Annotated in this window: 14 protein-coding genes and 1 pseudogene; 4 read left to right on the top strand and 11 right to left on the bottom strand. The window is 51.4% G+C overall.

Annotated features, from left to right (window positions below; translation table 11 throughout):
- Positions 1–97: 97 nt before the first annotated feature.
- The 8 genes from PV433_RS18710 to PV433_RS18675 form a co-directional block, all read right to left on the bottom strand.
- The gene (locus tag PV433_RS18710) at positions 98–757 is read right to left on the bottom strand and encodes a hypothetical protein (protein ID WP_332073580.1); all 660 of its coding nucleotides are present in this window, start codon (positions 755–757) and stop codon (positions 98–100) included.
- A gap of 316 nt (positions 758–1,073) precedes the next feature.
- Positions 1,074–2,054 (bottom strand): SPFH domain-containing protein, encoded by a 981-nt coding sequence (locus tag PV433_RS18705; protein WP_332073579.1) that lies wholly within the window; start codon positions 2,052–2,054, stop codon positions 1,074–1,076.
- A gap of 21 nt (positions 2,055–2,075) precedes the next feature.
- Positions 2,076–2,873: a TPM domain-containing protein gene (locus tag PV433_RS18700; RefSeq protein WP_332073578.1), complete on the bottom strand. Its 798-nt coding sequence runs from the start codon at positions 2,871–2,873 to the stop codon at positions 2,076–2,078.
- Complete coding sequence (locus tag PV433_RS18695) at positions 2,870–3,907, bottom strand: TFIIB-type zinc ribbon-containing protein (protein ID WP_332073577.1); 1,038 nt, start codon at positions 3,905–3,907, stop codon at positions 2,870–2,872. Before PV433_RS18695 ends, PV433_RS18700 begins: the two co-directional genes overlap by 4 nt.
- Before the next feature lie 26 nt (positions 3,908–3,933).
- Positions 3,934–4,617 (bottom strand): PspA/IM30 family protein, encoded by a 684-nt coding sequence (locus tag PV433_RS18690; protein WP_332073576.1) that lies wholly within the window; start codon positions 4,615–4,617, stop codon positions 3,934–3,936.
- Positions 4,618–4,883: 266 nt separating this feature from the next.
- Positions 4,884–6,215: an ABC transporter substrate-binding protein gene (locus tag PV433_RS18685; protein ID WP_332073575.1), complete on the bottom strand. Its 1,332-nt coding sequence runs from the start codon at positions 6,213–6,215 to the stop codon at positions 4,884–4,886.
- 142 nt (positions 6,216–6,357) lie between these two features.
- Positions 6,358–8,526, bottom strand: a complete 2,169-nt coding sequence (locus PV433_RS18680) for a hypothetical protein (RefSeq protein WP_332073574.1) — start codon at positions 8,524–8,526, stop codon at positions 6,358–6,360.
- 49 nt (positions 8,527–8,575) lie between these two features.
- Positions 8,576–10,585, bottom strand: coding sequence for a hypothetical protein (locus PV433_RS18675; RefSeq protein WP_332073573.1), 2,010 nt, complete (start codon positions 10,583–10,585; stop codon positions 8,576–8,578).
- A 407-nt stretch (positions 10,586–10,992) separates the two neighbouring features.
- On the opposite strand from PV433_RS18675, the gene PV433_RS18670 reads away from it, so the two are divergent.
- Positions 10,993–12,417, top strand: coding sequence for an extracellular solute-binding protein (locus tag PV433_RS18670; protein ID WP_332073572.1), 1,425 nt, complete (start codon positions 10,993–10,995; stop codon positions 12,415–12,417).
- 268 nt (positions 12,418–12,685) lie between these two features.
- Here PV433_RS18670 and PV433_RS18665 read toward each other — a convergent pair whose 3' ends face one another.
- On the bottom strand, positions 12,686–13,402 hold the full coding sequence (locus PV433_RS18665; protein ID WP_332073570.1) for an AraC family transcriptional regulator: 717 nt from the start codon (positions 13,400–13,402) through the stop codon (positions 12,686–12,688).
- 429 nt (positions 13,403–13,831) lie between these two features.
- Here PV433_RS18665 and PV433_RS18660 point away from each other — a divergent pair, with 429 nt between their 5' ends.
- Both PV433_RS18660 and PV433_RS18655 read left to right on the top strand, forming a co-directional pair.
- Positions 13,832–15,094 (top strand): ABC transporter substrate-binding protein, encoded by a 1,263-nt coding sequence (locus tag PV433_RS18660; protein WP_332073569.1) that lies wholly within the window; start codon positions 13,832–13,834, stop codon positions 15,092–15,094.
- A gap of 386 nt (positions 15,095–15,480) precedes the next feature.
- Positions 15,481–18,663 (top strand): carbohydrate binding domain-containing protein, encoded by a 3,183-nt coding sequence (locus PV433_RS18655; RefSeq protein WP_332073568.1) that lies wholly within the window; start codon positions 15,481–15,483, stop codon positions 18,661–18,663.
- A gap of 476 nt (positions 18,664–19,139) precedes the next feature.
- Here PV433_RS18655 and PV433_RS18650 read toward each other — a convergent pair whose 3' ends face one another.
- Entirely contained in the window at positions 19,140–19,361 is a 222-nt protein-coding gene (locus PV433_RS18650) for a helix-turn-helix domain-containing protein (protein WP_442951554.1), read from the bottom strand.
- A gap of 998 nt (positions 19,362–20,359) precedes the next feature.
- On the opposite strand from PV433_RS18650, the gene PV433_RS18645 reads away from it, so the two are divergent.
- On the top strand, positions 20,360–22,018 hold the full coding sequence (locus PV433_RS18645; protein ID WP_332073566.1) for a right-handed parallel beta-helix repeat-containing protein: 1,659 nt from the start codon (positions 20,360–20,362) through the stop codon (positions 22,016–22,018).
- A gap of 115 nt (positions 22,019–22,133) precedes the next feature.
- Here PV433_RS18645 and PV433_RS18640 read toward each other — a convergent pair.
- Positions 22,134–22,485, bottom strand: a pseudogene (locus PV433_RS18640) (group II intron maturase-specific domain-containing protein); the annotation flags it as partial.
- Between the last annotated feature and the right edge of the window lie 267 nt (positions 22,486–22,752).

Below are 22,752 nucleotides of genomic sequence, written 5' to 3'. Positions count from 1 at the left end.
CCCTTTCCATAGGCAAGACTGCCAAGATGATTTAACTTTTAAAGACGCAAAAGACCGTTTGAAGCCCGCGAAATGGCTCCAGACGGTCTTTTCGCATTCAGCCGTGATCGGCAGAACCGTTCGGTTCTCGCTTTTTTTCCCTCGCTAAAAATACCGCGACATTCGATAGTGCTTCAAAAACCGAAATGTAGATCACAAAAATATTCAATGTACTAACGCTGAACGCTTCAAGATAGCCATAGTCTTTCTTACATGCCTTATACTCTTCGAATGTCGAAACGAGGTCCAGGCAATCGAAGCTTTCCAGCGAAAAATGAAATAAAAGGGTTAGTAAAGCAATTATGGAATAAAAAACGAATTTACTCAAAGGATAAAAAACTTTAACTGACATCAGCACAGAACAAAAAAGGACAAGAGCAAAAAGATCCGTTGCCACAACAAGAACGAACTTGATGATTTCAGCTGCCGCTGCTGTGGATAAGTCCGGTCGTTGGGTAAGTATGTGATGCAGCATAAGCTGTGCTGCGAAGCCCATAATAAAAACTCTAGTATAATGAAAATACTTGATAAAATAAAACAAGACCATTAACACCGCAATTACGATTTTGGCAATTACAATTTCCTTTGCTGCATCAAAATCCGCAAATCCAATAATTCCAAACGAATAAATGATTAAAATCAGTTTGAGGACGTCGTCCATAAAACGACAAAATGCTGTTCTCCTAAAGTTACTAAAAATTTCTCTAAGTCGCTCCAAACCATTTCCCACCTATCTTTCCTTTTTTTATATTATCGGTGGGAACCTTCAAGTTTTTAATAGTTTTACTGCATTAAACGTTTTACAAGGCAAAACTGCAGCTTCCGAATTCAACCCGGAAGTAACACTTCCGATATCTGTTTCCCGCGGCCGACACGTCAGGAGAACCTCCCTGTTTCCAAACCGAAAGGACCTCACATTCCACGATAGACGCGGAGAATGAGGTCCTTCTTCTCAAGAAAATCGGTTCGAAGCAGGGCTGAAAATTCGAACAATGCCTGTTGGGCTAGCCTCTTTTCTGTCGCAGCCGCCTCTCTTACGCCAGCTTCTGGCCGCAATTGCCGCAGAAGTTCGCCCCTTCGTTTTTCGTGCCGCAGTTCGGACAGAAGTTCGGCTTTTGGCCGCTTCCGGAAGAAGAGGGAGCAGAATTCCCCCCTGTCTGCGGCTTCTGGTTTTGATTCATATTTTTCATCATTTCATTCGCCATGTTCATGCCCATCATCATACCGGCCATATCCGCAGCGGCTCCTCCGCCTTTCACGTTGCCCGAGGCGATGCCGTCCGTCATGGAAATCTGCTGATATTTTTGCAAATTGCCGACCATCTCGTGGGAAGCCGTCTTCGCAATCATATCCTGAATTTCTTTCGGATAATTAAAGCTCATCACGTTAAAACCCGTGATCGTCATGCCGATATCCAACACCTGCATATCCAGATCTTCGCGGATGCCCTTGGCAATATCGAACGCATTTGCCTGCAGGTTGAACATATCTTTGCCTTCCCGGCTGATCCACTTCATCAGCAGCTGGTCCAGTACGGATGTGATCCGGATTTTGACATCTTCCACGAGATAGCTGTTTTTGACCCCGGCCACCTTATCGATTAGCGTCACATAGTCGTTTACTTTAAAGTTAAACGTGCCGTTGGCGCGAATCGGCATGCCGCCCGGAAGCTGGGGAGTCGGGATCATTACCGGATTTTGCGTCCCCCATTTCACGGTAAATTCCTTCGTATTGACGAACAGCACTTCCACCCGCATCCCGCTGTTAAAGCCGAACTTGAACCCTTTTAAAGTCGACAGAAAAGGGATGATCTGCGAAGCGACGTTGTACTCCCCTTCATCTTCGAAGATTCCTTCGATTTTGCCGTTATGAAGGAAGATCGCGTCTTGACCGGGACGTATGATCAGCTTGCTGCCCTTTTTGATTTCCCGGTTGCTCCACTTCCAGAAAATCATATCCTCGCGAAACTCTTCCCATTCCACCACATTTGCAAACTGGTTGCTAAAAAACACCATCGCCGTTCCATCTCCTTCAAGTTAAAATGATCCTCTGCTACCGCTATGCGAATGGCCGCCTCCGGTAGTTCCACCGCCTCCGCCTCCGCCCGAGCCGCCGCTTTTCTTCTCGATTTTCTGTCTCGTTGTCGTCGTATGGAGGTACCGGTCGTTTTTATCCAGAATAGCCGAGGTGCCGGCATCCTCATACGTTTGCCGGGTTACGGTAATGCGGCCGCCTGAATGATAAGCCATCATCCCCACGATGATTCCCGCCAGAACAAGCGACACCGTCAACTGAAACCAGAACTGAAACAAGATGTTGTCCGGATTCACGCCCGGCTGGTATCCCATATAGTGATGAGCTGTCTTTATAAACGTCTCGAAAGCAAGCTCATAATCGCCGCTCGTCAAATCCGGGGTAATCTTGGTGCGTATTTTCGTCAGCCGGCCGTCGTCCAAATATTCCTTCGCTTTATAAAAACCGGCCAGATACACTTCGCGATTGCGCATATCCAGCATCAAAATGGCTGCATTGCCGTGAGGCTTGTCGTAACCGGGCGCATGCTGATCGTAAAAGTTCTGCGTCATCTTCTTTACGTCGCCGTTTTCAGCGTTTTTGGAGGTGACGATCAGAAAGTCGGTCTCTCTCTCGGCTCCGTATACGCTCGCCAGCTCCGTCAGTTTGCCGATTTGTTCCGGGTTCAGCAGCCCGGCTTCGTCATAGATCAATTGCTTCTGAACCTGCGCGGCCGCTTCGCCCGGTACCGCCACCAGAGCAAACGCCGCGAACAAGGCGAGGAACATCAGGACGAACGCTGACGCTTTATTCCTGTTCACCAGAATCCCCCTCCCATCGACCAGGAGATCAGCTTCAGGGACAGCAGAGAAATCCCGGATATGCCGGCAAACCAGGCGGTCACTTTCGCCTTGCTGATCGGCGGCTTGCCGACGACTTTGCCGGTCTGCCCGTTCATCGCAAACGTATGCTCCAGCTTGTTGTAATCGTAATGGACAACCCATACCGGAAGCAGCACATAGTCGGCACGGACCGACCGGGTATCGATCTGCTTGTTCGTATAGTTCACGCTCGAATATCCGCTCATCGTGGACTGTATGTAAGCATCGATATAAGAACTGATTTTTTCTTTAACCCGCGGGAACAGCTCCTTATCGGTATAGCTGTACTTTTCCGCAATATAACCGGCAAGATACGGCGTTTTAAACGATTTCAGCTGATTGTACGGGAACGGCTCCAATTTATCCATCAGCTCGTCATTCATTTTCGCCGCGGCGTCGATCGGCACTTTCACGTAATTCAGCCGGATGTTCCGGTACACGTCGAAATGCGACGTTTCCGTAATATGGTAGTCGCCTCGGGTATAGCTTTTTACTTTGGTCGCTTTCGCCCGGACCTCGATTTGATTATTCAAATCGTACAGCCAAAACGGCACATAAATGCCGGTGATCCCTTTGATCCGATCCGCCGTCATAAACCCTTTCGGCGTCAGCAGCCCGTTTCGGCACCATTTCCGGAACGTGGTCATCGCTTCTTCCTTGCTGATCGCAAACGGAATGACCTGGGCCGGAGCGAGCTTGCCGGTTAACCGGTCGCCAAGCACGACGCCGGAGCCGCAAAAGCTGCATGTCGTAGCGGCCGTCTCCGCTTCCGTCAAGATGACGGCGCCGCAGCTGTTGCAGTGATATTCTTGGGCCTCGTCTCCGGCAAACGTCGGATTCACCGAAGCAAGAGGATCGGGCAGCGTCTCAATATTGTCTTGCCGGCCGCAGCTGTGACAGGACAACATCCCGGATTCGCTGTCATACACCATGCCGCTGCCGCAGTTAGGGCACTTGTAGTCGATTACCTGCATCTGTTCACCTCATGCGCGAAGAGCTGTTACTCGTTCGGCTTTTTATTCTCCTTGATGACGGCCCGTTCCTCTTCCGCCTTCGTGCTTGTGCCCGTCTGTTTCTCGAACTCGGCGAACAGCTCGTCGATATCTTCCTTCTTCTCCCCTCGGAGCTCGGCAATCGCCATAGCTTCATAGTACGCGCTGTTGACCTGATCTTCCAGCTTATCGAATACCGAATCGTTGCGGCCTTTTACCGGCGACCCTGCTTCATTCACCTTTTGCTGCGCTTTGGCCGCGGCCATTCTCGTCTTTAATTGGAGACGACGCTGTTCCAGCCCGCTGATGTCGGATTCGAGTTTGTCCTTCATCTGCTTCATGCTTGCCGCGTTCGCAGCCGCCAAGTCGTATGAAACTTGCAGCCGGGCCGATTTCTCGACGAGCGGCGCCTTTTTCTCCAGAAACTTTCTGGCGTCGGCATCGCTGCCGGCTTCCACGGCCTTCTCGGCGTAACGCTGCAGCTTGGCGATTTCGTCCATACACTCGTCGAGCGTACGCTTCGCCCTTCTCTCGTCAGCCAGCACCGAAGCCGTCTCCGCCTTGACCTGACCCAGGTCGATGTGCGCTTGACGCATGAACGCATCCACCGCTTTTTCCGGATCTTCCGACTTCTCCAACAAGGCGTTGATGTTGCTCGCCATAATATCTTTAAATCGTGACAAAATCCCCATATGAGCCTCCTCTGCAAATTCATGTTTTTGTATTATAACTTATATTACTTTGAATGGGGCCAAAAGGATTCATTTTTTACGAAAAGCTTGGGTTCAAGCGCTTCAAACGTAAAAAAACGCCCCTTTCGGCGCGTTTTCTTTTCTCGCATCTCCCTCAATTCCGTAAAACAACCCGCTATCTCGTAAGCCTTAATGTCTATCCAAGCAGAACGGTTCGCATCCGCTGTTAGTGGTGTCGGCTTGAAGTCCAACGTTTTTGAATGCAATTACTGCCCGCTTGATTTCAAATTCGCAATTTCTTTCTCGGCCATTTCCGACGCGGTACGCAACGCCGTGTTCACATCCATTTGACCTTTGCCCAGTTGGTACCATATTTTTTCGAGCTGGTTATTCGTAATCGCTTGATAAGCCGATTGCTGGAACGGTGCGGCCGGTTTGTTACTCGTCAGTGATTTCAGGTTTTTCCCTTGCAGGTTCGGATTGTCGATGCCGAAGGCGTCCTTGACCGCTGGCGTCTTTACGACCGGAAGACCGAGCGCCTGCTTGGAAATGTTCATCTGGTACTCATCGCTCGTCATATAGGCGATGGCCTCGAAGGCATCGTCCTTATGCTTGCTAATGCTCGTTACATAAGCAAGCGTCAGCATCGCTTGCGAGCCTACTCCTCGGAGATGGCTGAACTCCGGCAGCGAAACCATATCCCAGTTCACGTCCTGCTTCGTGGTAGGGATCGTGTAGGCGTACATGGCGGCGACTTTATTGACCAGAAAAGCGTTGCTGACCCCGCGGAAATTCGTTTCCGCAAGTGCGTTTCCCGGAATCTCATAGAACCGATTAAAGTTCCGTACAAACTGCCCCCAGCGGTCGTCGCTGTATAACAACGGCTTATCTGACTTCGGATCGGCAAAGCCGAGCGACATCTGATTCATCCAAGCGATATTGTAAGATTGGGTAAGGAAGCCTCTATATTGCGTCTCCCCTTCCTTTCTGGTCATCGTCTTGGCCAGTTCATACGTTTCATCCCACGTCATCCCGTCCTTCGGATACGGCACGCCGAATTTATCGAACAGATCTTTGTTGTACATGAGAGAAAGAACATTCATTTTAAATGGTAACGCGTAAAGCCCGCCCTTCGAAAGGGCCCTCACCGCATCAACCGTGCTTTGCTCCAATCGGTTTAAATCGAAGTTGTGCTTCTTGACCAATTCCGTCATATCATATTCGAACTTGAAAGGTGTGATCAGCCGATAATGATTCGTGTCCGCATTGAGGATTACGTCGATTGGCTCCTGTGCCGAAATCATATTGGCGAGATGGCCTGCCGGATTAGTATCCGGGGATTGCACATAATTGACCGTGATATGGGGGAATTTTTTTTGTATGGCATTTCCGTATTGCGCCATCCAGTCTTCTTTCAAATCGCCCGAGTTCGGGTTATAAAACGTAAGCGTTACCGGCTCCTTCGGTTTATCAGCCGCCGGCTGCAACGAATCCGAATTTTTACCCTTTTCGCTTTTTCCTCCCGCTTCGCACCCGACCAGAACGAGAACAAACGTCAAGATAAGCCAGACGGCTAATAACTCCCTTTTGTTGTTCACATCTTTCACCCTTTCGTTTTGTATAAACTCCCCAACGTTCCTTGTATTAGCTGTATGATTTCGTTTAATCCCGCACCGAGTACACGGCGTGCCGGCTCGCTCGCACATTTGCTGTCGCGTTTTAAAGCATCTGCGGTCTTGTTCAAAACGTGTCGGCTTGATCCCTGCGACCGGCCTGCCAGTGACGTATTGCTTGCCGCACCCCGTTACCGATCTGCTCGTAGAGTGGCTGCCCCAGGCTTCCTTCCGCCGCCGCTTCGATTTGTTCGTTCATTCGTGCCAGAGCAAGATCCGGATTCGTATACCTCCATAGCTCGTGCCTTTTACCTTCGATTCCCGAGCGCATGTACAGATCTCCGTCCCCCCCTGCCGTAAGGTTGGAAAATTGGCGAGCATTATCCAGAATCGTTACTCGCTTCGTCCTGCCGTCGATACGGAAAAACGTCCCGCGCGCCGTTCCGTATACGTTGCCGTCCTTGCCTACAGCCATGAACGCGTCCGTCCATAACGTACCTGCATAACGGATCGGCACGATCTCGTGCGTTTCCGTTACAGTCCGGGAGTCGGCATTATAAATAAACAGTATTCCTTCATTAAATCCCCATATGTTGCCGTCCGGACCGACAATCAACGACGTTACCGCCTTCTTCCCGGGAACGGGGACGATTTCCGACTCCTTCCGTCCGGCGGCCGCATCCCACACGAACAGCTTGCCTTCCGCCGTCGTCGGAGCGTGCGCGCCGTAAGCGCCCCATACCGATGTGCCCCCATACACTTTTCCGTCCTTATAGGCCAGTGTCACGATGCTTTGGTCCTGTACCAGGTTCCGGTAGGTTTGAAGCGCTTTCGTGGGCAGATCGTAGACGGCGAATGCGCCACCCAATTGGCCATATTGAGGGACGGTCCCCATGAAAACCTTGCCGAGCTCCTTGACCCCAATCATACCAAACGGTCGGTCCTGCAAGCTGTCGGACGGCAGCTTCGCGATTTCGGAAGGATTACCGGTTCCCGGCGGGCTTGATGTGTCGAACATCGCCAAACGCGCTTGAGGATATATCCCGAAATAAAGCACATCCCCGATAGCCGTAATACTTTCTGCTTGGCTAATTCCGAGCGAAGCAGGCTCCATGACGCCGGCTGTCGGATTATAGATGCCAACCCCGCCCTGAGTGCCTGAGGCATATATCTTTCCGTCCTGACCTCCCGCGATCGAACGGATCTCGATCGGCTGTCCCGGTACGTCGATCGTTTGACCGCGCTGCTTGGAGGCCGCAAAATCGTACGTTACCGCGGCATTATAGCCCGCCCAAGCGGATAAAGTATAGGTCGGCGTCTGAGGAGTTCCGGTTTGGATCATTCTTGCGGATTTCCAGCCGTTATATTTGCCGAACCGGAAGACAAGTGCAGTCTGCTTCGAAGAAAAATCGTACTCGTGCACGTATGCGTCGCCAGGTGTAAACAGATACGCCTTCGTTCCGTCCGGCGACGGAATAACGTCGGCCGATACGCCAGAACGCTCATACTCGACTGCCTTAGTCAGTTTATCCATCACAACCAGCTTGGATGTTTTGTTCAGTTGGATAAACAGTTTGCCTCCGATCAGATCGATCCGGTTCGGATATTCCTCGATCGACAAGGACGCGGGCATCCAGTTGACGGATACGGCACCGGTGACCGGATCGAATTCGACCAACTTGTTGCTTGTTCCCGTTCCGACGTAGAACAGCCCGCGTTCAGCATCATAGACAGCCGCCCGTATATATTTCTCGCCCGGTACGAGCGTGCCGAAATTGCGATAGTTGCCGGTTGCGTGATCGTACTCGAACATTTTGCCGCCCGGATAAGTGCCTCCGTAAAGTTTTCCGCCCGGACCGTTCGCCAAGCCGTATAGGTACGTCTCTCCCGCGATCGGCTTTCCGAGCGATACCAATTTGTCGGTACCTGGTACGTAGCGGAACAATTCGGCAGAGCCGGTCGTCCCGATATATACGTTGCCGTCAGTGCCGGTTATCATAGAGGGAGCGCTCGACGTTCCGGGAATTTCGATCACTTTGTCCACCTGAAGCGTAAGCGCGTGAATGGAGACGAATTGGGCCGGAGAACCGTTCACAGAGATACTGATGTAAGGCGTTCCGTCAGGACCGTCAAATGGCGCGCCTCCGACGCCAACGACCCGCTTGAGCGGAGTCCCGAGCATTTCGTAGACGCCCGAAATGACATGGGCTTCAACAGGCTTCGGAGGTGACACCGTTGTACCGAGGGCCAACAGAAAGACAAATAAGCAGGTACCCATCGTTTTGGAACGATACATTAAGGAAGTTCTCCTTTCTGTTCATAGTAGAAGAAGCTTCTTTTTTTCATCAGTCCAATAGCGTGTACCGCCGGAGCCTCGTCTTCCCGTCCGAGAAATAAAGCCGCCCCTCGCGGTCCTCGGCCAGAAAACGCGCTCCATCTTCCACGAGCGTCTCCAAGGATGCGGTTCCCGGTTCGTAACGAAATAAATATTTCCCCTTCACCGTACCGTAAAGAGCGCCGTCTCGGGCAAATTGCAGAGAAGCGTCTCTCCATATCGAATGCTCGCCGTACAGAATGTCCGGAAATAAATGCGCCAAATACACATAGCTCTCTTCCACCGGGTCGAAGGCGAACACGTAGCCTTCCGCCATGCTCCACAGCAATCCGTCGGTTCCGAACGTCAGCGCCGTAATCGCTTTCAATCCGGGTACCGGCATCGGTATTCCTCTCGCTTCCTCCGAGCATGTATCAAAGACGAGCAATTCCGCTTCGGTACGGGCAGGTTTGATGCCGAGCCCTCCCCATACATTCGTTCCTCCGTACAGCTTGCCGCCGCGATGGACAAGCGATACGATACTGAGATCGGGGAGCGGATTGCGATACACTTTGCGCGTGCCGGAACGCGGATCGAAGACGGTGATCGCGCCTCCCAGCTTGCCATAGCCGCATATGGTACCGATGTACAGCACTCCGCCGCCCGCAGTCAGACCGTACGGCCGGTCCTGCTCCTCCGCGGACAAGTTGAACAATAAACGGGGATTGCTTCCGCCGTTTGCCATCGTCCATGGCTGAGTCGGGTCGTACTCAAACAGCTTGGCATACGGATACACGCTGAAGTACATCTTGCCGCCGACCTCGACCATATTTTCAATCTGTCCGACTCCTTTATGCTCGGTAAAAAGTCCGGTGGACGGATCGTATACGGAGGTTCCTCCTACCAGAAAAGCACCTGCATAGATCTGACCGTCGAGGCCCGCGACGACGCATTGCACATTCGTCGGCACACCCGGGATGTCCAAATCGGTTATACGGATCGTCCCCTTTGCCGGGTTGTATTTGAACAGACGGGTTTTCCCCATTCGGCAGCCTACTCCGATCAAGGTCCGTCCGGGGAAAGACGCCTGATCCGCCAATTGCACGAAGCTCAGTTTAAAAGGAGCTATAGTCGTATCGATTCCGAGAGATACCGCTTCTCCGGTCCGGATATCATAACGGTGAAGCGAGCCAGCCGAGGAGACGTAATAAATCGAGCCGTCATACTCCTCGGACACGCCGAGGCTGCCGACGTTCGGCACTTCCCTCACCAGTTCTTCCGCTATCAGGCCGCGGCTGTCGGAAGCCAAGCGGTACACGAGCATCCGGTTGGACGGATTCAGCCGGACGAACAAGCTTCCCCCCTCGATATTCAGATCGTATACGAACTCATCGTTCCTATATGTTTCCGGCAGCAGCTCCCGGATCTGACCGGTTGCATGCTCATAACGTTTCAGACGCGGATGAGAGCCAATTCCAACATAAGTGACCCCGGCTTCCGGCCAATGTGCTAGACTACGCACATAATGCTCGCCCGGCTCAAACGGATGCGGGCCATGGATCTTGAAGCCCCGACCGGGTCTGTATTCGTAAAATGCCGCTCCCGGGTACGTCCCTCCAAACACCGAGTCGTCTCCTACCGGAATCAGAGAGTACCCAAACGTCGTTTCGGGAGTCGGCTTCCCCAGCGTATCGAGTTTTCCGTCTTCCGGAGTATACCGGTACACGTTCCCTTTATTATGTGAAGCGACATATACGCTGCGATCGTTGGCGACGGTCATCGTAAATCCGCCCATCGCATCCGGGAGGCGAATCGCCTCGATCAGCCGTTCCTCGTCCAGATCTACGATGCCAAGCCGGGCATCTTCACCTTGCGAGCCGTCCAGCGACAAGTACATGGTCGTGCGGCCTTCTCCCGATTTCGCGAAAGCGGCGGCGTGGGAAGTGGAGTTATGTACAGGAACTCCCAATTCCTCAAGCGTCCCGGTCCGAGAGACGGCTGGCCTTATAATTTCAACCGGTTCCATAGTGATTCGATTCATCGGAATGCTCTCCTCATTGGTTCGTATCGTCGTACCGGATTACCCTGCCCATCGAGAGTTCCGGCACTGTCTTGTAATTCTCGTAAGCATGTTTCAATGTCTCCTGCATCGTTCCACAGATATTCATATCACAAACGAATCAGATTCAGATACTATATACTAATTGTTCGTTATTGATACGAATCTGATTGAATTATATCGGTATTAAATCTTCGTTGTCAACAAAGAAATTAGACGTTGTCGCCACGATTTTGCTGAACTGAATGATTCAGACGTGAAGGTAAGTGAAGGCAAATGAAAACAAGTGACAATGAATCTGTTTTTATTTATAATTGAGCTTATGATTGTAAATATCGGATAGAACATATTTCAATCAGATACATATCAGAGAATGAGGAGGTACCGGAATGAGCCGGAAAATGAGGCAATCTGAACTGAGATCGAAACTGGACGGCATGATCTCCGGTATCCGGGAACAAATTGCTTGCGGAAAGCTGAATGACGGCGATTTTCTGCCTTCGGAGGTGGAGTTGGCGGAACGGTACGAGATCAGCAAACATTCGGTCAGGAAAGGACTGGACCTGCTTGTCGAGCAGGGCTATGTGTTAAAGGTTCCGAGGATCGGCAATAAAGTGAGTCGGCCTGAACCAAAGCCGGCCGTCGTGCTTCGTCTGGGCTACTATCCTTCCATGTGGAGGCAGGCCGCTTTATCCGAACTTGTAAAACAGTACAGGCAGCGGCATCCGGATATCGGCGTGGAATTGATCCCGATCCCGTTCAAGTTTGACGATCTTCATTTGATGCATCATTATTTGGAATCGGGTCTAATCGACATTGCCATGTTCAACCCGCTCAGCTTCGGGGAGCTCAATGAATCCGGCCGGCTGAAGGAACTTCTCGAACCGCTGGAAACTTCCGAGGATATATATCCGTTTCTGCTTCCGGCGTTCCGTGTCGACGGGTTGCTGCACGCTTTGCCCTTCGCCTTTTCACCCGTCGTACTCGGCTACAATAAAGAACACTTCGCTGAATACGATTTGCCCGAGCCGGACAGCAGTTGGACTTGGAGCGACCTGTTGCGCATTGCAGCGGAAATCTCCAGGAAGCATAAACGGGTCGGCTTCTACTATCATGCACTGTCTGACAACCGTTGGCCAATCTTTCTGCTGCAAAGCGGAGAATCCGCTGCCGAGGGAGAGGCCGGACAAGTCGATTTCTCCGGTCCCGGGATGAGGGAAGCGGTTCGGATGAGCCGGGACATTTTGAATGAGCAAGGCATAACCTCACTTTTGTCCCAAAGCGACGGAGAAGCGGAAGAGCTGTTTCGGGGCGGTAAAATATCGATGATTATGACGACCTATTTCGGTTTGAATTTGTTGAAGGATGCCCCGTTCAGCTTCGATATCGCTCCGCTGCCAGCGCTGCGGACCAACCATACGCTCAATATCGTCGTCGGATTGGCAGTATCCGCCAAATCGGCACAGAAGGAGGCGGCCAGGCACCTGATTAGCGAGCTGATCTCATTGGACTACCAAAGTCTCATCCGTCGCTGGACGCTCAGCATCCCGGCTCTCAAAAAAGCAGCCGAGCGCGGTTTGGCTCCAAACCACCCTGCACCGGCTAACGAACCTTCGAGATTTATGCTGTACCGGGAAATTATTCGCAGTTTCCGTCTTCATTCCGACTTGCGGCTTTCGGCCCATACGCTGAAACGGGTGCGCAGCGAGCTGAAACTGTATTGGGCGGGCGTCACCGATCTGGACGCCTGCTGTACGGGATTGGAGGACGTGTTGGCGGCCCGGCCCCAAGCGGACATACCGTTCTTTAAGTGATACAAGCACATATCGGTTCCGATTTCCGCTAGGATCTGCTCTGCGGTTCGTTTTCCAACACCGGGATCGTATCCAGTAACTTCTTCAACTCATACGTGAACCGATCTCGGCATCCGCCAGGGTGATCAGCGGTGCCGCATAGCGGCATGATTGTCTTTAACGTTAAAAAAAACGGGCCGCCGCCTATCGGTTTACCGCGGCGGCTTGTTTACAACGAGATTTGAGATAACGGCTACCTTCCTGGACGATGGCGAAGCAAAATCCTTCCTCACAACAAAATGGAATGGATTTTGCGAAATTTGGACGGGTTCATTTTCAAATATTTCGTAAACACCCGACTGAAGTAATACCCATTATCGTAGCCGATGAGGCGGGCGATATGATCGATCGTATAGTCAGTCTGGGTCAGCAGCATCTTCGCTCTTTCCATCCGGACAGAGAACAGGTAGCGGGAAGGAAGCTGACCGAAGACGGTCTGAAATCGTATGGTGAACTGACCCGGCTGCATATGGAACAAGTCGGCAACATCCTGCAGGCGAAGTGGACGGTGAGCGTTCCGGTCGATCCAGTCCTTCGCCTCCTTCATAAGCGGGTCGTGAACGATCTCCTTGTACCGCGCCAACGATTCCATTTCGACGCAGAACAGCATCCACACGTCATTGACGAAGTGGGTTACTCCTCTTCCAGAAGCCCGATTGCTGCTTTTAAAGAAGCTGAGCAGATGCCGGTAGTTGTTGTACAGCCGATCCTGCTCCGGTGTTGTAAACCTGTAGCCGAATAAATGATCCAGCAGACGGATCAGTCCTTCTTCCTCCCCGCTCTCCTGCTCCCGATAAAAAAAATGGATATAGAAAAATGATAACGGCGTCAGCATCTCCCGATGGAATTCAAAATGCGGCGGGCACAATACGATATCGCCAGGACGGCCTTCCCCTTGAGAGCCGCCGATTCGGTATCGAAACGATCCTTCTTCAACCGCGATCATGGTCCATGCGACTCCACGCTCCATGCTGAGAATAAATCTCGGCTTCTCTTTCCAGTGAAATGTGCCTGCCAACGAAATTGGATAGGCAAGAGTCATGTCCGCTTTCCCCCATTTCCAACAGATGAATCGGCGATTTCCAGGCTCTATTCCGGAACCCTCATCGACCCGGAACTCCCTAACGCTTTAGTGAAAATAAACTTTCTGGCGCAACAGTAAAAGAGTATATTTTTTTATAAATTAATATATTTCCTCCTTTTGCGATATCAGTATAATCAACTTGAAAGCGCTTTTCAATATAAAGCGACAGAGCTCGTCGCAGAAGAGGAGAACCAAGGGATGTACCCAACCAGAAATCTTTGACCGATCCGATCACTACGATTCAAACGTGCTGTTTCGAACAGGAAATTCGAATAAAAACGGGGGCTATGCATGGTTAAAACATATACGCTTTCAGCGCTCGCAATTCTGCTTCTCACTACCGCATGCAGCGACGGCCGCAATCCGGAAAATGTTCAAGGCGAGCGGGAAGAACCGCCCAAGCCGTTCACGTTGACCTACTATACCGATTTGAAGCCGGCGGTCATGGAGTTGGAAGCTTCGATTATCCAAAAAAAGTTTCCGCATATTACGGTCAAACCGGTACTCGCAAGCGCAAATTTAAAACCGGAGCATCTGGCTGCTTCCGGGAATATCCCCGATCTGATCTCCTATACGATCGGAACGTTATGGAATTTCCGGGATCACGACCTGCTGACGGACCTGAACCCGTTTATCCAGAAGCACGGGTTCGATATGAACCGGTTTTTGCCCAATGTAAAAGAGTCGATCCAGGCATACTCCGACAAGGGAGAGACTTTATTCATCCCGTATACGTTAAGCACCAACGTGCTCTATTTCAACAAAAACATTTTCAACAAATTCGGCGTTCCATACCCGAAGGACGGGATGACTTGGGATGAGGTATACGACCTGGCCAAAAAAGTGACCCGCACGGACGGAACGGTCAAATATAAAGGATTTCAGTTCCAACATCAAAATCTGACCTGGAAAAACCAGCTCATGCAGCCGCTAATCGATCCGAATACCTTCAAATCGTTGCTCGACAGTCTTGGCTGGAGAAGATGGGTTGAAACGATGGGCGGCTTCCTGCTCATCCCTGGCAACGAAAACGGAGGAACGTTTGAGAAAGCGCAAGACGTCGCCATGTATTCCGGTCCAAACATGCTCGCCACGCTTCCGGAAGCGGCAAAAAACGGACTCGACTGGGATGTTGTTTCCTTGCCGACCTTTACGGGCAACACCAGCGAGGGAACGCAGATGATCTCGCCTTTCTACGGCATTCCTCCAAACGGCAAACATATGGACGAAACGTTCCGGGTCATCGCCTACATGCTGTCGGAAGAGGTTCAGATCTTGAAATCCCGGCGAGGCATGGTACCGATCATCGACAGCCAGGCGGCAGCAAGCCAGTACGGCAAAGATCTGGAAGGAGTCGAAGGCAAAAACCTCGCCGCCTTCTTCCAGGACAAAGTCGGAAAGCCGTTCCGTACGACCAAATACGACGACATCGTCAAAACCGTTATCTACAAAGAACTGCTGCCAAACTACTTCCGAGGCACAAAAGACATTAATACAGCATTCCGCGAAGCCGAAGAAAGCTCGAACAAACAAATCGAAGAGAAGCGCAGATAGGCAATTCCGTCCCATGCTCGAGGGACAACGGATTCACAACGAACCCTGGTTGCATTACGAGGCTGTCGATCAAGTCGGAAATGAGCGGATCGACAGCCTTGAACCAGCCTGATTTCGAGACGGATGCCCCGCCGGCTGACCCGGGCCATCGCAACGCCCGCATCCGTAATTTGAAAGCGCATTTATCTCTAAAAGCAACGTGTTTGTTTATGAAATACAAAAACAATCGGAATCTTGCGCGATGCAGCGCAAGCCATAGCCATGAAAGGAACTGATTGATGAAGCCACCTAAACAATTCCATGCGCCACTTTTAGCGTTATGCTTTTCGTTAGCTGTTTGGACCGGTTCTCCGACCACCGCTTCAGCTGATTCCGCCACAGGGAATTTGCTGAAGAACCCCGGCTTTGAGAACACAAGCGGCCAAGCGGCTGCGAGTTGGTCCGCAATCGGCGGCGATTGGGGCGGAGCGATCCGAACAATCCCCGAGGCGGCCCGTACGGGAAGCTACGGCGTGTCCATCCAGACAAATACGACAAACAAGCCCTGGATTGCCCAGAAAATTCCGGTGGAAGAGGGAGTCACCTATCAGATTGAATCCTGGTTCAAATCAGCTGACGTCAAAGGAATGGTCGGTTATAAAATCGAATATTTCAAAGGTGCCGAGTCAACGGGCGACAACTTCATAAAGGGTTTTCCTGTCTATGCGGATACATCGAAAATGGACGGCCAATGGCATCAAATAACCTTGGAATCGGAAGCCCCCCCCGGCTCGCAGTATATGGTCGTCTACTTGCGGCTGTACGGTACCGGAAATGTATACTTTGACGACACCTCCGTTGTTCAGTCGAAAAACAAGCGGCAGATGATAGTGGACACCGACCATACGTATTACTACTCCGACCTGTCTGACGGGCGAATTGATGTCGTGCTGATGCCGCAGGATGGCACATTCAACGGAAAGAAAGCGGATATTTCCGTTATCCGAGAATCGACAGGCGAGTCGGTATTCAGCCAGGAAGGAGCAGCCGCCGTCCCCGACTTGAGCGTCGTATTCAATCCTCAGATCTTGGAACTACAGCAGCCTTACCGGGTGGAGGCGACGCTGAAAGATGCCGCGGGACAGACACTGGATCAACGGGAGAAGACGATCTATCGTTGGGAGCGTCCCACGACGCTGCCGCACAACGGCCCTGTACTTGTAGACGGCGAACCGTTCTTCCCGGTTATTGCTTACCATGCTGGTGTAACGGATTATCCGTATTTGAAAGAAATCGGCGTCAATACCGTGCAAGGCAGCCGCGCCTCGCTGGATGCGGCGCACGCCTACGGGTTGAAAGTATTGGTGACGCTGTACACCGACATGAAAGTAAAGGAAAACTTTGAAGCCATCCGCAAGACTGTGCCTATCATAAAGAATCATCCGGCCTTGCTCGGGTATATGATTATGGATGAACCGACCACAAACAACATTCCCCAGCAAGAACTGCTGGATGCATACAAGCTGATTCGTTCGATCGACCCGGATCATCCAACCTATATGGTGGAGGCTGAGCCTGGCGCTTACCACTCTACTGGTCAAGCGACTGATCTTTTGGTCACCGACGTCTATCCATATAACCTCTCCAATATGCAGCCGATCTCAGACGTAGGCGACGGAGTGCGGGACGCTATCGACGCCGTAAAAAATGTAAAACCGGTATGGACGGTACTGCAAACGTTCCGTCTCCCTGACACGGTCTACGACATCCTCCCTACGGTCGACCAGGTTCGCAACATGGCCTATCAAGCTTTTCTGGCCGGCAGCAAAGGTCTCGGCTACTATTCCATAAACGATCCGGGATGGAAGCTTAAAGAATCTGAACTGTGGCCCGGGCTCATTATATTTAAGGATGAATTGGCGCTGATTGGCGAACTCGTGACAAAGGGCAACAAGGTTCGCGAGAGCGTGGAAGGTTCGATTCAGTGGGGAGTTTGGCAGAAAGGATCCGACCAGTTTGTCGTGGCCATCAATACGACGAAAGAAGACCGGGGTGTGGTCATTCCGCTCGATCAGGCCGGCAATGATGTGGAGCTGCTGTATGGGGCGCCACCCGCGCAGTTTAACAATTGGGGTCCGGAGTTGACCGCGCATCTCGGACCAGAGCAAACGGTGGTATATCGCATCACCCCATTTGTCAATGGAGTGCACGAAGCAATCAGTCGTTGGCAGGCGTCGCAAACCCTTATCCAGGATCAACATTGGCAGGCGCAGAACAGCCACTTGCTTGGCGAATTGCAGAAGCTGAGCGGGGAATTCGGGCAACCGTACCCCGAAGTCAAACAAGTGATGGACCGGGCAACAAACAGTTTAAGGAAACTGTCTCATCTGGAACATTGGGTCGAACAGCAGAACGGCGACACGCTGGAGGGAAAGCACGAGCTGCTGCTCGCATCCATCGATTACGTGCGCGAACGGGTGATGCCGATAGCTCAGTCCGCTGTTCGGATTGAAGTTCAGACAGGCTCCCAGCAGTTGATAGCCGGCGATGATCTGGAGGTGACCTATACCGTCCGTAACACTGGCGACAAAGCATTACAAGGCGTCCGAGTCACCGTCAATCCGCCGGAGGAGTGGCAAACAGCCGCGATCCGTAAAGATATAGGCAAGCTTGACAGCGGACAAAGCTTCACATTGACCGAGCGGCTCACCGTCCCTGCCTCTATGCAAGCCGGGGTATATCCGGTGAACGTTAGAGCGGTATACGAGCATAAGGCGATGTCACTGGAAGCAGAACAAACGAACATGGTTCAGGTCTTTCCGCTGCTCGCTGCAAAGGCGAATCCCGATCATATGGAACTCCATAAAGCCGGAACGCACCCGTTTACGGTGGAATTGGTTAACAATACGTCCCGAACGTTGAATGTGGAACTGGTGCCGTCGGTAACAGAGGGTGGTCTTGCTGTCGATCTTGCTCCTGCCGTGAAGCTCGCCCCGCTTGAGACGAAGATCGTGCAAGGTGGCATAATTGTCCCGGCTACAGTGACAAAAGGCGTATACTCCGCGCAGATTGAAGCAAGGATGGAAGGGGCGGTCTACGCGACGGCGGCACTGAGCGTCACCATCGATCCGAATCCGATCTACAACCCGGGGTTCGAAAAGCAGGTCCCGGGAGCTAACCAGCCTGACGGATGGAGTTTGCGCGCCGGCGTATGGGATAAGGAGACGGCTCGCAACGGTCAGGCTTCAGCCCGCTTGAACCCGGATGCGAACAATACGTTCAATGTTATCAACAACAATGTCGCGAATGAGATTCCAGTGATCCCCGGACATCGGTACAGATTGACCGGCTGGATGAAAAACGACTCGACTGCTGGTTCAGTCGCACTGGGCGTCAGGGAAGTCGATGCGAACGGAACGACCGTCACGTACACTTGGACCCAATCAGAACACAACAGCGACTGGACGAAGGCAAGCGTCGATTTCACCGCCAGCCGCAAAACGAGCACAATATGGATATACTTCAAGATGGACCAGCAGGCAAACGGACCAGCCTGGGTAGATGATCTGGAATTAACAGAACTGCGATAAAGTCCTTATCAAGAAAGAGAAGGCTGACCATAAGCCTTCTCTTTCCGGGTAGGCTGCAGTATCAATCGTGCCAGCACAACATTCTCCCCCACCCGCAATATAGGGTTTGACCGATTAGATGTCGCCGTGAAAACTAATCGTGCGTAAAGGAAACCAATGTGAGTGGATGGGCCCGATTCATTTCCTCGGGTTAACGGTAACCTTGGTTCTAGCGGGTATGAGCCAGTTTGTGAGACGGGAGCTTATGCCAAGGATATACAATGCAAACAAAAAAAGCGGTTATTAGAAACCCTCTAAATATCCAATATATTTATCCTCTCAGTTGCACTAAAGCTGCTATCTTCGCCTGTAACGATAAGCGTATAGTGATTTTTCTAATTTTCTCCTTTTGCCCTTTATCGGTATCATGGGCTGCTTCTAATAAAACCTCAATGAAGGCCGCTACGTCGGCTTTTTCTTCTTCCCGGTGATGGACCTTACCCGTTTCGTAGTTGATCGCGCATCGCGCTTATGCCGCGCACACTCATGGTAACGCCAAACTCCCGCTTGATCCACTCCGCCACTAGCGGCAGCGTCCAGGTATAGCGCGCTTCAAAGCCCACATCGGCTGGCTGCTGTTGCTCCAGCATAGCAGCCAATTGATGGCGTTGCTCTTCCGTGAGCTTTGGTGGTTGCCCAGGCGAGGCCCCTCTTTCCAGACTTCATTCAATCGCTTGATTTCTTCGGTCTTCATTTCTATCGCCACCTCGTCTTCGTTGTTACCTTTCTTTACCCGATTTGGCGATGGGTGTAGCATTGTTTGTTTATTAATTGCGTTCTATATAAATTAAAATTTATTTATAAAAAGAAAAGTTACTACCCAGAAGACTGTCAACACCATTATGCGGGTGATTAAAATATGCCAAATAGTCTTCTGTTTTCTGGCTCCAGGGATGATCTGGTTAAAATCCGTGAAATCGGGTTTTTAGCAACCTCGACAACAGTTTCACTCGTACCTGGGTCCGTATGCCATGTGAAGGCACGGGAAGTCGTCGTGTCCTCCCCCATCGTAACGCTAATATTGTATGGGGTCGGTGTTCCCGCATGTTTTGATACTTTAAATTTCATAACCGGGCTAAAGAAAGTTCCCTTCGCCGCTTGAAGCTCGTACTGATTTACATCGACAGTCAGTGCACTCGTTTCCAACTCGCCTTGTGCGTTCGTTATTCCAACCAGGGTGCCGTCACCCACCATCACCTCAGCATTCCAGACGGGCGCACCATTCTCGTCTTTGACCGTTATGCGGGTGACAGCTCCTTGAACGATGTGATAGGATTAATGAGTATGTCTGTGCGTCCACAGATAAAAAGTTACTAATTACTGGAGCAGTAGCTTCGGCAATATGCACACGCTATTTTTCCACAAAGATTTATGCAATTTATACAAATGATGATGCCTTTTTCAAGAGTGGTTTTTGACCGCAAGAGTGGATTATGCCCAGCTTCCAAACTCCGATATTGGCTTTCTAATGCTTCATCTGAAAGTGACCCCGTTCTCCGTTTTCCAACAGTTGTCTGAGCCAAAGCTCCCATTCTAATTAATGACGGATATATGGATAGCTACCCGCAGAAACTCACTCCTTTGCATTATTGACAGGTAAAATACAGGATGCTACTATATTGTTGAATTATGAAAGCGCTATCGGAGGTGCTATTTGATGTCCAACAAACATGGCAACTGGGGGTCGGATTCTGAGACTCACAAAACCAATCCCGGCCTGATTTCTCGTCGGAGACTGCTCCAGTCGATCGGCCTCACCGGGGCTGCAGCCGCAAGCACAGCGATCCTACCACCGCTCGGGGCATTCGGCCAATCCGGCGTTTCAGACAACGTCTACGGCCTACTTGACGGCAGAGTCAACGAAACCCCTGCGGCTAAAAGCAATCCGGGGCCCCCGTTTTCCACCTGGCCCGATCCTTTTGCCGACGTGAAACGGTTCGGCGCGGCAGGCGACGGAGTCGCCGACGACACGACCGCGGTACAGGCCGCGATTTCCTCGCTTTCGCAGGGAGGAACAGTTGTTTTCCCGAAAGGTACATACCGCATCACGAGCCGCATCGAGGTCAATGCGGATCATACTGTTCTGCTTGGACAGGGCTTCGATTCCAAGATTGTCTACACCTACGAGCAGACGGACACTGACACAATGCAGACGGCCAGTTTGTTCGTCTTCCGGAACGGAATCCGCGACATCCAGGTGCGCGATATGCAATTGCAATATACCGGCACGTTTTTCCCGGAAGCCGGCGACAGTTATAAGGGACTCGTCAACGGACTGAAATTCAGCCTATGCTTTGACGTGCTCATTCACAACGTGGAGATCCACGGGTTTAACGCCAGCGGCATCGAAGTAATGACGGGGAATTCGTCGGTTTACGGTCAGCGGATCACAGTCCACCAATGCCATCTGCATCACAACAGAGTGGCCGGCATCTGGTACGGCAATGTCGAATACATTAGCATCACAGACTGCGACTTGAATTACAACGGCTCCGTTCCGGATGGAGCAACCGGATACGGTTGTGCAGGCGCCAAAGCGGAATCTCCACGGCATATCCAGGTCATCGGCAACAGAGCGTGCTTCAATTACCGGAAGGGCATAGATCTTCATGCAGGCGTAAATGCGGTGATCGAAGGGAACCTGTGCCACGGGAACCGCCTGTACGGGATTTATACCGAGGGCAGAAGAACCGGCAACGTTTTGATCAAGGGGAATGTAATCTCCGGAATGAAGCGTGCTACGGTCGGACTGGCTTCTCCGTACAATTCCATCAGCGGGATCAGCTTCGGCGTATCGAACCCTACCCCGTTGGCCAACGACTTTTTCAATTTTGTAATTGAAGGTAATTTGTTTACAGATTTTGGAATCGATCAGGACGACGCTTTCGCGATCCAATGCTATTTCGATTTTGCCAACGGCACGATCCAGATTCGGAACAACGTCATTCGTGCCAGCAGAGTCGCATATTTGGTCCGTCTGTCGCCTCGTTCGGGGACTCCACGCAACGTCAAGGTGGATATTTCCGGCAATCAGATGTTTGTCGATCAGGTAACGCAATATCCGTTCTTACTGTTGCGGGCCGAATATATCAACATACAGGGCAATCAAATTACGATCAATAACCAACCGGCCGTTCGTGACGGAATCGTATCCGCCGATTCGACTTCGTTAAAAACGTTGACGTATATGGGGAATCAGGTCGTTGCATCCAATCTGTCCACCCCCTATTCCTTGGCCGCATATTCCCAGCCGTGGATGAAAGCAAGAACGATCAAGCAGGGTAACTTCTTGAATCTCGCGGTTGAACCGGATTAATCGGGTTGATAGGGGCAACTGGCCACGGACCTACCAGTCGAGTAGCAGGTGACGGCAAGCCCCCGAGCTCTCACGCCACCGTACATGCGGGTCTGCATACGGCGATTCCAGAAGGTTAACAAAGCTCCAAGTAACGTGGAAGTAGACTTTTCAGCCCTTTCGCCTCCCAATAGAGGTCGGAAGGGCGTTGTTTGTGTTCCGGGACATTTCCTACGCTCCACTGAGGGTGTTGGCCTTCACCAGGCATGTCCATTCGGGCACGCCGAGCGCTCACAGTGCCGAATCCGTGTGCGGACTCGCTTCCACTGCTTCCATAGGCACATGTGCAGCAGCCTGCGATCGAACTGTTCGCAATACGACTTTGCTGAAGCCAATCGAAAATAGCCGATCCATCCCATCAGGTAACGGTTCAATCTGGCGATATGGTCTTCCATCGACATCGATCTCGTGCGGCTGGTGATCTCCCGCGCCAACGCGGCCGAATTATGCAAACGCGCACATCTGGTACCCGTACTTATATGTACAGCTATGTTTGTCCACCGCCCCGGCCGAGAAAGGAATATTCTTAACGTTTTCCAGAAGTAATGAAGTTAAATGTTAATACTTATATTAAACCTGAATTTCGAAAGCCCATAATCTTAGAACTGAGTAGTTCATCAGTAGAATACAATCTGTAAATAACAGGAAAACAACCTAGTGCACAAAGCATAGGTAGGGAAAACGGATAGTTTTTC

This window comes from Paenibacillus sp. GYB004 (assembly GCF_036577605.1).
Taxonomy (GTDB): domain Bacteria; phylum Bacillota; class Bacilli; order Paenibacillales; family NBRC-103111; genus Paenibacillus_AB; species Paenibacillus_AB oceani.
Note: the sequence above shows the minus strand (reverse complement) of the source record. Positions and strands in the feature narration are given on the sequence as shown.

Bases quoted from the DNA above. Each gene is read 5' to 3' on its own strand.
- PV433_RS18675 (WP_332073573.1), bottom strand. From the start codon at position 10,585: ATGAATCGAATCACTATGGAACCGGTTGAAATTATAAGGCCAGCCGTC.
- PV433_RS18705 (WP_332073579.1), bottom strand. From the start codon at position 2,054: ATGGTGTTTTTTAGCAACCAGTTTGCAAATGTGGTGGAATGGGAAGAG.
- PV433_RS18695 (WP_332073577.1), bottom strand. From the start codon at position 3,907: ATGCAGGTAATCGACTACAAGTGCCCTAACTGCGGCAGCGGCATGGTG.
- PV433_RS18680 (WP_332073574.1), bottom strand. From the start codon at position 8,526: ATGTATCGTTCCAAAACGATGGGTACCTGCTTATTTGTCTTTCTGTTG.
- PV433_RS18660 (WP_332073569.1), top strand. From the start codon at position 13,832: ATGGTTAAAACATATACGCTTTCAGCGCTCGCAATTCTGCTTCTCACT.
- PV433_RS18645 (WP_332073566.1), top strand. From the start codon at position 20,360: ATGTCCAACAAACATGGCAACTGGGGGTCGGATTCTGAGACTCACAAA.
- PV433_RS18670 (WP_332073572.1), top strand. From the start codon at position 10,993: ATGAGCCGGAAAATGAGGCAATCTGAACTGAGATCGAAACTGGACGGC.
- PV433_RS18690 (WP_332073576.1), bottom strand. From the start codon at position 4,617: ATGGGGATTTTGTCACGATTTAAAGATATTATGGCGAGCAACATCAAC.
- PV433_RS18665 (WP_332073570.1), bottom strand. From the start codon at position 13,402: ATGATCGCGGTTGAAGAAGGATCGTTTCGATACCGAATCGGCGGCTCT.